The following is a 7,270-nucleotide window of genomic DNA, read 5'->3' on the forward strand; positions in this document are numbered from 1 at the left end:
CCCAGTCATGCCTTGCGGCGCAGTATCAGCAGATGGCGCTGGCCCTGGCAACCCGGAACGGTCAGGGCCTGCTCGCTTTCCACTGTGAAGTCTGCGGGCAATGCTACCAGTTCATCGGCCGGATGCAGCCCCTTCATTGCAAGCCATTGCGTCCGGGCGTCGCCCAAGTGGCGTGTCCAGTTGGTGAAGTTCTCCATGCTGCTGAACGCACGAGAGATGATCCCGCAGAACGGCTGCGCCGGTTGGAACTCTTCCACCCGGCTGTGGATAACCTGCAGGTTGTCCAGCTTGAGCTCCATCTTCACCTGGGTAAGGAAGCGTGTCTTCTTGCCATTGCTGTCGAGAAGCGTCACTTGCTTGTGCGGATGCAGAATGGCCAACGGAATCCCCGGCATACCGCCGCCACTGCCGACATCCAGCCAACGCTGGGTGTCTTTGTGGATAAACGACATGACGCTCAGGCTGTCCAGCAAATGGCGCGACACCATCTCGTCTGGGTCGCGCACTGCGGTCAGGTTGTACGCTTTGTTCCACTTGATCAACAGGGCCAGGTAACCCAGCAGTTTTTCCTGCTGTTGCGGGCTCAGCTCGACACCGAGCTGGCGCGCGCCTGTGGACAACTCTTCTGCATGTTGCGGGGTGACCAGGGAACTCAAGCGCTTTGCTCCAATTCGCGGCCTGCGCCGCGTTTTTTCAGATGAATCAGCAACAGGGAAATTGCGGCGGGCGTCACGCCCGGAATACGCGAAGCCTGCCCGAGGGTCTCTGGACGCGTCTGGCCGAGCTTGCTCTGGATTTCCTTAGACAGCCCGGAAATCGTGGTGTAGTCAATATCCACAGGCAGACGGGTATCTTCGCTGGCACGCAGGCGGGCGATTTCTTCCTGCTGACGGTCGATATAGCCGGCGTATTTGGTCTTGATCTCGACCTGTTCGGCCACCTGTGGATCGATTTGTTCCCCACCGGTCGCTTCGATCAATCCGGCATAGTCGATTTCAGGACGCGCCAGCAAGTTCAGCAAGTTGTACTCATGGCTCAGCGGCGTGCCGAACTTATCCACAACCGCCTGGCCTTCGGGCGTTCCCGGACGGATCCATGTGGATTTCAGCCGCTGTTCCTCCCGCTCGATGCCTTCACGCTTGGCGCAGAACGCCGCCCAGCGGGCGTCGTCGATCAGCCCGAGCTCGCGGCCCTTCTCTGTCAAGCGCAGATCGGCATTGTCCTCGCGCAGGATCAGCCGGTATTCGGCACGCGAAGTGAACATGCGGTATGGCTCTTGGGTACCGAGGGTAATCAGGTCGTCGACCAGTACACCGATGTAGGCCTCGTCGCGGCGCGGACACCAGCTGTCACGGCCCTGGGCGCGAAGCGCGGCGTTGGTGCCGGCCAGCAGACCTTGGGCCCCGGCCTCTTCGTAGCCGGTGGTGCCATTGATCTGCCCGGCGAAGAACAGCCCGCCAATGACCTTGGTCTCCAGGCTGTACTTGAGGTCGCGCGGGTCGAAATAGTCGTACTCGATGGCGTAGCCCGGGCGAACGATGTGGGCATTTTCCATGCCACGGATCGAGCGGACGATGTCCAGTTGCACATCGAACGGCAGCGAAGTGGAGATGCCGTTGGGGTATAGCTCGTGGGTGGTCAGGCCTTCCGGCTCGATGAACACCTGGTGGCTTTCCTTGTCGGCGAAGCGATGGATCTTGTCTTCGATCGATGGGCAGTACCGCGGTCCTACGCCTTCGATGACGCCCGAGTACATCGGTGAACGGTCGAGGTTCGAGGCGATGATCTCGTGGGTACGGGCATTGGTGTGGGTGATCCAGCAACTCACCTGGCGTGGGTGCATGTCGGCATTGCCCATGAACGACATGACTGGAATCGGTGTGTCACCGGGTTGCTCGGTCATCACCGAGAAGTCAACCGAACGCCCGTCGATACGAGGTGGGGTACCGGTTTTCAGACGACCGACGCGCAGCGGCAGTTCACGCAGGCGGTGGGCCAAGGCGATCGCGGGCGGATCGCCTGCACGACCGCCGGAATAGTTCTGCAGACCGATGTGGATAAGTCCACCGAGGAAGGTACCAGTAGTCAGAACCACCGAGTCGGCGAAAAAGCGCAGACCCATCTGGGTAATGACGCCTTTGACCTGGTCCTGCTCGACGATCAGGTCATCACAGGACTGCTGGAATATCCACAGGTTCGGCTGGTTTTCCAGGATCTCGCGGACCACGGCCTTGTAGATAGCGCGGTCAGCCTGGGCACGGGTCGCACGGACGGCGGGGCCTTTGCGGTTGTTCAGGATACGAAACTGGATGCCGCTTTTGTCGGTGGCCAGCGCCATGGCGCCGCCGAGCGCATCGATTTCCTTGACCAGGTGACTCTTGCCAATGCCACCGATAGCCGGGTTGCAGCTCATGTGACCGAGGGTTTCCACGTTATGGGTCAGCAGCAGGGTTTTCACACCCATGCGTGCGGACGCAAGCGCAGCCTCGGTACCGGCATGGCCGCCGCCGATGACGATCACTTCAAAACGGGAAGGGAAATCCACCACGCACCTCGTGCCTGTTTTTGCGAATAGAGAAGGTAAGCGGACAAGTATAGGGACTTCACCCCCTTCAAAGGAACCTTCTGAGCAAAATTTGACCAGGCTGTGGATGAATGGCAGGTAAAAGAAAACAAAGAGGAAAAATTTAAAAAAGCTTTGTTTTTATGTTTATTCTTATGCACCCAGCCCCCTGTGGATAAACTTATGCAGCCCAGTATCCATGCACTCTTGGTGGATTCAAAACCCTGTGTTTGAAGGGGCATGAGGGTTCTGGATAACAGCGTTTAACCTGTGGATTAAAGTGCCAATTACCCACAGGGCGGTTTGTCCTCAACAAAAATAGCTGGTTATCAACGGTGCTGAAGGCGACTTTTCCACAGATCTTATCCGCTCTGCTTCGCATCTGTTGATGATTTTTTCCGCGATCGGGCTGCCCGCCGGGTCTTTCCACAGGCAAAAAAAAGCCGCTCCCGGTGGAGCGGCTCTGTGTAAAACCTCGGCGCGACGCTATTTGCCGATACAGAAGCTCGAGAAGATACGTCCCAGCAGGTCGTCGGAACTGAAGGCCCCGGTGATCTCGCCCAGTGCTTGCTGTGCCTGTCGCAGGTCTTCGGCCAGTAATTCTCCGGCGCCGGCCAAGGTCAGTTGAGCGCGACCATGCTCCAGATGCGACTCGGCTTGGCGCAGGGCTTCCAGATGACGCCGTCGGGCGCTGAAACTGCTTTCGGCAGTCTGCTCGTAGCCCATGCAAGCCTTGAGATGATCGCGTAACAACTCCAGCCCACCGTCTTCACCCTTGGCGCTGAGGGTGATGGTCACATGGCCATCTTCACACTGCTCCATGCCGACTGACTCACCACTGAGGTCGGCCTTGTTTCGTATCAGTGTGACCTTGGCTGGGTCTGGCCGCTTGTCGAGAAATTCTGGCCACAGGGCGAACGGATCGCTTGCTTCCGGCGCTGTGGAATCCACTACCAAGAGCACCCGATCCGCTTCATTGATGGCCTTCAGGGCACGTTCGACGCCGATCTTTTCCACATGATCGTCGGTGTCGCGCAGGCCAGCGGTGTCCACTACGTGCAGCGGCATGCCATCGATGTGGATATGTTCACGCAGGATATCCCGCGTGGTCCCGGCGATGTCCGTGACGATAGCGGCTTCCCGACCAGCCAGGCGATTGAGCAGGCTGGACTTTCCGGCATTCGGACGACCAGCGATGACGACGGTCATGCCGTCGCGCAGCAAAGCGCCCTGCCCGGCTTCACGCTGGACTGTGGACAACTCGCTGCGCACGTTATCGAGCATCGACAGTACATGGCCATCGGCTAGAAAATCGATCTCCTCTTCAGGGAAGTCGATCGCCGCCTCGACGTAGATGCGCAATGCGATCAACGCTTCGGTCAGATCGTGCACCCGCTTGGAGAAAGCGCCCTGCAGTGAGCGAAGGGCGTTTCGCGCTGCCTGGGTGGAGCTCGCCTCGATCAGGTCGGCGATCGCTTCAGCCTGGGCGAGGTCGAGTTTGTCGTTGAGAAACGCCCGTTCGCTGAATTCACCTGGGCGTGCAAGGCGGCAGCCCAACTGCAGACAACGCTGCAGGAGCATGTCCATCACCACCGGACCACCATGACCTTGCAGCTCCAGGACATCTTCGCCGGTAAATGAGTTCGGCCCCGGGAAGAACAAGGCGATGCCTTCATCCAACACCAGGCCATCGTTGTCACGGAACGGGCCATAGTGGGCATGGCGTGGCGTCAGGATTCGGCCGGTGATGGCCTGCCCTGCCTGGCTGGCCAGTGGACCGGACAACCTGACGATGCCAACGCCTCCGCGCCCCTGGGCGGTTGCAATGGCGGCGATGGTTTCACGCACAGTGTTCATGCTCGAAAACCTCTACGGAAAATACACAGATAGCAAAAACGCCCCACGAGGGGGCGTTTTTATTCACAGCCGTCAGCCGTTGGTCAAGCAGCAGCTTTTTTGGTTGCGGCTTCGATGCTACGGGTGATGTACCACTGCTGTGCGATGGACAGGCAGTTGTTCACAACCCAGTACAGCACCAGACCGGCTGGGAACCACAGGAAGAAGAAGGTGAAGATGATCGGCATCAGCTTCATGACCTTCGCTTGCATCGGATCCGGCGGAGTCGGGTTCAGACGCTGCTGGATGAACATGGTGGCGCCCATGATGATCGGCAGGATGAAGAACGGATCCTTGATCGACAGGTCGGTAATCCACAGCATCCATGGGGCCTGGCGCATCTCGACACTTTCCAGCAGTACCCAATACAGCGCCAGGAACACCGGCATCTGGACCAGGATCGGCAAGCAGCCACCCAGTGGGTTGATCTTCTCTTTCTTGTACAGCTCCATCATCGCCTGGGACATCTTCTGGCGATCATCACCGAAGCGTTCCTTGAGCTGGGCCAGTTTCGGCGCAACGGCGCGCATACGCGCCATCGAGCGATAGCTGGCGGCGGAAAGTGGGAAGAACAGACCTTTGATGAGCATGGTCAGGACGATGATCGACCAGCCCCAGTTACCCAGCAGGCTGTGGATATGTTGCAGCAGCCAGAAGATCGGCTGGGCAATGAACCACAGGAAGCCATAGTCGACCGTCAGTTCCAGCCCTGGGGACAGTTCCTTGAGCTTGGACTGGATCTTGGGACCGGCATACAGCATGGCGCTGGTTTCAGCCTTGGCGCCAGCTGGGATGTTCAGAGCGGGACCGGTGTAACCGATGATGTAGTTGCCCTGGCTGTCCTTGCGGGTCTGGACGACGTTGTTGTCCGATTTATTCGGGATCCAGGCGGTCACGAAGTAGTGCTGCAGCCAGGCAACCCAGCCACCGGACACATTTTCTTTCAAACTGCCCTTGTCGATGTCCTTCATCGACACTTTCTTGTACGGCTCCGAAGCTGTCCACAGGGCTGCGCCCAGATAGGTGGCGGTGCCGGTAGCAGTGCTCGACGACGGATCGGAACTGGCGTCACGCTTGAGTTGGGCAAACAGGTTGCCGTTCCAGGCTTGGCCGCTCTGGTTATCGATCAGGTAGCTGACGGTCAGGTCGTACTCACCGCGCTTGAAGCTGAAGCGCTTGATGTAGTTGACGCCGTTTTCGCTGAACTTCAGGTCCACCACCAGTTGGTCCTGGCCATCAGCCAGCTGGTAGCTCTTGCTGTCGGAAGCGTACAGCGGGCGGCCGGTGGAACGGGCGTCCGGACCGTTGCTGCCCGTCAGGCCACTCTGGGCCAGGTAGACGCGCTCGCCACCGTTGTCGAACAGCTGGAACGGAATGTCCGGATGATCCTGGCGACGCGGGTACTTCGGCAGAGTCAACTGGACGATATCACCGCCGACCGGGTCGATAGCCAGGTCCAGGACATCAGTCTTGATCCGGATCAGGTCCTTGCTGACAGCGACAGGTGCCAGCTCCGCTGGGGTCGCTTCAGCATTGGTGCTCGGCACATCGGCGCTGGCGCCGTTATTGCCGGCCGGAACGGTGTCCGGCAGCGCCGGGGCAACATTGCTGGCAGCAGTATTCTGAGTCGGCAAGGCAGCCTGACCGTAGTCCTGGTTCCATTTCAGGACCATGACGTAGGACACGATTGCCAGGGCGACGATCAGGATCGTGCGTTTAATATCCATGATTACTCGGCTATCGAAGAAGTTCGGGAGGAAGGAGCGGGCGGAACGGGATCGAAACCACCGTCGTTCCACGGATGACAACGCCCCAGGCGACGAACGGCCAGCCACCCACCACGCAAGAGGCCATGGTTTTCAATGGCTTCATAAGCGTAACAGGAGCAACTGGGGTAGAAACGACAGTGACTGGCCATCAGTGGACTAATGGCATAACGGTAAAACTGGATCGGAACGAGTGCCAGTTTACGCATCGTGACTGTCTACCCCTGCGGAATCGGCATTAGCCGCTGGAGAGGGCCGACTGCGAACCAGTCGCTTCCAGAGCTTGCCAAAGTGTTGGTGCAATTCTGGGTTTTCAATCTCGCCCAATCCCTTGCGCGCGACGATCACGATGTCCAACCCGGCGAGCAGCTGCTGGTTCAGACGGAACGAATCGCGCATCAAGCGCTTGAGACGATTGCGTTGAACGGCGAGCTTGACGCTCTTCTTGCCGATCACCAAGCCGAGGCGTGGATGATCGAGGCCGTTCTCGCGAGCAAGGATCAGCAGGTTTTTCCCTGGAACCTTGCCGGTTGGGGAGTCGAAGACCGCTTTGAAGTGCCGGGGTGTAAGCAGTCGCTTATCCCGACTGAAGTCCTGACTCACCACCTGTGCCGAAAAATCAAATTGCCAGACGCTTACGGCCTTTGGCACGACGACGCGACAGAACAGCGCGGCCGTTCTTGGTAGCCATACGGGCACGGAAGCCGTGGGTGCGCGCGCGCTTGATGGTGCTTGGTTGGAAAGTACGTTTCATGGCGTGTTACCTGGGTTTGTCGACAACGGGCCGGAATGGCCCCCTTTTTAAGAGACCGGCGATTCTAGAGAAAGCAAGCCCATAGGTCAATTTCCAACCAGCTTTTGCCTATAGAAGGTACGGAGGGGTCGAATGCCGTCAGGTGGCTTGATCCGGACGTGGGCGAGAGGACAACATGAAAAAAAAGAAGGACATATAAAAAGCTTTTCTGAAGAACTTATAGATCTTTAGTGGATAACGATCTGTGGATAACCTACCCCAGGCCTTTATCCGCGTGCGTTTCAGGAAATC

General features: G+C 58.4%; 7 protein-coding genes. All 7 read right to left on the reverse strand.

Annotated elements, in window-relative coordinates; all coding sequences use genetic code 11:
* Positions 1-5 precede the first annotated feature (5 nt).
* Positions 6-656 (reverse strand): 16S rRNA (guanine(527)-N(7))-methyltransferase RsmG, encoded by a 651-nt coding sequence (rsmG, locus tag AB1N67_RS24580; RefSeq protein WP_043214199.1) that lies wholly within the window; start codon positions 654-656, stop codon positions 6-8.
* Positions 653-2,545, reverse strand: coding sequence for a tRNA uridine-5-carboxymethylaminomethyl(34) synthesis enzyme MnmG (mnmG, locus tag AB1N67_RS24585; RefSeq protein ID WP_043214202.1), 1,893 nt, complete (start codon positions 2,543-2,545; stop codon positions 653-655). The genes rsmG and mnmG overlap by 4 nt, the downstream gene beginning before the upstream one ends.
* Positions 2,546-3,049: 504 nt before the next feature.
* Complete coding sequence (mnmE, locus tag AB1N67_RS24590; RefSeq protein ID WP_070574402.1) at positions 3,050-4,420, reverse strand: tRNA uridine-5-carboxymethylaminomethyl(34) synthesis GTPase MnmE; 1,371 nt, start codon at positions 4,418-4,420, stop codon at positions 3,050-3,052.
* A gap of 83 nt (positions 4,421-4,503) precedes the next feature.
* Positions 4,504-6,186, reverse strand: coding sequence for a membrane protein insertase YidC (gene yidC / locus AB1N67_RS24595; protein ID WP_102081171.1), 1,683 nt, complete (start codon positions 6,184-6,186; stop codon positions 4,504-4,506).
* Positions 6,187-6,188: 2 nt separating this feature from the next.
* Positions 6,189-6,434, reverse strand: coding sequence for a membrane protein insertion efficiency factor YidD (yidD, locus tag AB1N67_RS24600; RefSeq protein ID WP_011536514.1), 246 nt, complete (start codon positions 6,432-6,434; stop codon positions 6,189-6,191).
* A complete protein-coding gene (gene rnpA, locus AB1N67_RS24605) occupies positions 6,427-6,831 on the reverse strand; it encodes a ribonuclease P protein component (protein WP_070574400.1) in 405 nt (134 codons plus the stop codon). The genes yidD and rnpA overlap by 8 nt, the downstream gene beginning before the upstream one ends.
* A 13-nt stretch (positions 6,832-6,844) precedes the next feature.
* Positions 6,845-6,979 (reverse strand): 50S ribosomal protein L34, encoded by a 135-nt coding sequence (gene rpmH / locus AB1N67_RS24610; protein ID WP_003253163.1) that lies wholly within the window; start codon positions 6,977-6,979, stop codon positions 6,845-6,847.
* Between the last annotated feature and the right edge of the window lie 291 nt (positions 6,980-7,270).

Source organism: Pseudomonas guariconensis, from assembly GCF_040822035.1.
Lineage (GTDB): Bacteria > Pseudomonadota > Gammaproteobacteria > Pseudomonadales > Pseudomonadaceae > Aquipseudomonas > Aquipseudomonas guariconensis.

What these genes read in the sequence shown, in the direction of transcription:
- mnmE (WP_070574402.1), bottom strand. Translation starts at nt 4,420, where the DNA reads ATGAACACTGTGCGTGAAACCATCGCCGCCATTGCAACCGCCCAGGGG.
- yidC (WP_102081171.1), bottom strand. Translation starts at nt 6,186, where the DNA reads ATGGATATTAAACGCACGATCCTGATCGTCGCCCTGGCAATCGTGTCC.
- yidD (WP_011536514.1), bottom strand. Translation starts at nt 6,434, where the DNA reads ATGCGTAAACTGGCACTCGTTCCGATCCAGTTTTACCGTTATGCCATT.
- rpmH (WP_003253163.1), bottom strand. Translation starts at nt 6,979, where the DNA reads ATGAAACGTACTTTCCAACCAAGCACCATCAAGCGCGCGCGCACCCAC.